Genomic DNA, 526 nt, shown 5'->3' with positions numbered 1-526 from the left:
CGAGCTCCAGCAGGCCCCAAAGAGCGGAGATCGCTTCCTGCTCGATGGTGTCGTTGCCATCGTTCATTTTGATCTCTGGAATCCGATCGTATCGTTCTGCCCATTGGGTGATGAACGTTTCCGCGACATTGCGCAGGCGACGGGAGCGAGTTTCCGGATCGGTGCCCAGATTGATGTCAGCGAGTGGATTGTAGGAGCTCCCATTGTGCCACCGAATGCGTGAGACGGGTCCCAGTTTGGCCCGGGTAGCAGCGGTGAGGTCGTAAACCTCTCCGGTCGGGTCGTCGACGATGTAGCTCGCCGATGTGCCCCGCAGAAGGGTCGGGACGATCACCCTTTCCACCCGCTGGCGCGAGCTGGCTCCGAGGAGGAGGGTATTGGCGTTTCGGGTCGTGCCGTGAGGAACGCCCCGGCGGTCCTCCCCGAGCATGAGGATCGCACCGTGGGGAGCGATGATGGCATCTTTAGAGAGCCCAAGTCCAAAGAGTTTTTTGAGAAGGTCTTTCACGTGGTCTGATCCGTTCGG

Annotated in this window: 1 protein-coding gene; it reads right to left on the bottom strand. The window is 60.1% G+C overall.

Features of this window, described 5'->3' with window-relative positions; translation table 11 throughout:
• Positions 1 to 508: type IV secretory system conjugative DNA transfer family protein (locus KBI52_RS00910; RefSeq protein ID WP_210804793.1), on the bottom strand; the 508-nt coding region annotated here is incomplete at its 3' end.
• Between the last annotated feature and the right edge of the window lie 18 nt (positions 509 to 526).

It is taken from the genome of Microvirga sp. HBU67558 (assembly GCF_018069605.1).
Lineage (GTDB): Bacteria > Pseudomonadota > Alphaproteobacteria > Rhizobiales > Beijerinckiaceae > Microvirga > Microvirga terrae.
Note: the sequence above shows the minus strand (reverse complement) of the source record. Positions and strands in the feature narration are given on the sequence as shown.